The organism is Vibrio sp. Vb1574 (genome assembly GCF_033338675.1).
Map to the genome: position 1 here is coordinate 1 of NZ_JAWOTC010000465.1, position 1,041 is coordinate 1,041.

At 48.7% G+C, this 1,041-nt stretch carries 1 protein-coding gene; it reads left to right on the forward strand.

What is annotated here, in order from left to right; all coding sequences use genetic code 11:
* The coding region (locus R7O12_RS26900; protein ID WP_318127119.1) for an Hsp70 family protein at positions 1 to 1,041 on the forward strand (1,041 nt) is incomplete at both ends.

Genomic DNA, 1,041 nt, shown 5'->3' on the forward strand with positions numbered 1-1,041 from the left:
CTATCCTACGTTTGTCGAAAGGCGTATTTGAAGTATTAGCAACAGGCGGTGACTCTGCACTAGGCGGTGATGATTTTGACCATCTATTAGCGGATTACCTAATGGAGCAAGCTGGCCTAGAAGCGCCGCTTTCTGCTGAGAAAAACCGTGCATTACTGAACATTGCAACGGCGACCAAAATTGCTTTCTCTGAGCAAGACAGCGTAGAAGTTGACGTGTTTGGCTGGAAAGGCACTGTAACACGCGAGCAGTTCGAAGACCTGATTCGCCCACTAGTGAAGAAAACTCTGATGTCTTGTCGTCGTGCACTGAAAGATGCTGACGTAGAAGCGGAGGAAGTACTTGAAGTGGTGATGGTTGGTGGCTCAACTCGTACCTTGCTTGTCCGTGAAATGGTAGGCGAATTCTTTGGCCGCACACCACTCACTAGCATCAACCCTGATGAAGTGGTGGCTATTGGTGCGGGTATCCAAGCAGATATTCTTGCTGGTAACAAGCCTGACTCTGAAATGCTGCTGCTTGACGTGATTCCATTATCATTGGGTATTGAAACCATGGGTGGGTTGGTTGAGAAAATCATTCCGCGCAACACCACGATTCCTGTTGCTCGCGCGCAAGAGTTTACCACCTTCAAAGATGGTCAAACGGCGATGAGCGTGCACGTTGTGCAAGGTGAGCGCGAGATGGTGGATGATTGTCGTTCACTTGCGCGTTTCTCACTAAAAGGTATTCCTCCTATGGCGGCAGGTGCTGCGCACATCCGAGTGACGTACCAAGTTGATGCTGACGGTTTACTATCTGTGACTGCAATGGAAAAGAGCACTGGTGTTCAGTCCGAAATTCAAGTGAAACCTTCTTACGGTTTAAGCGATAACGAAGTTGCGAACATGCTGCGTGATTCGATGACTCACGCCAAAGAAGACATGCAAGCTCGTGCGTTAGCTGAACAACGCGTTGAAGCCGACCGGGTGATTGAAGGTTTGATCGCTGCAATGCAAGCTGATGGTGATGAACTACTATCAGAGCAAGAAAAACAAGATC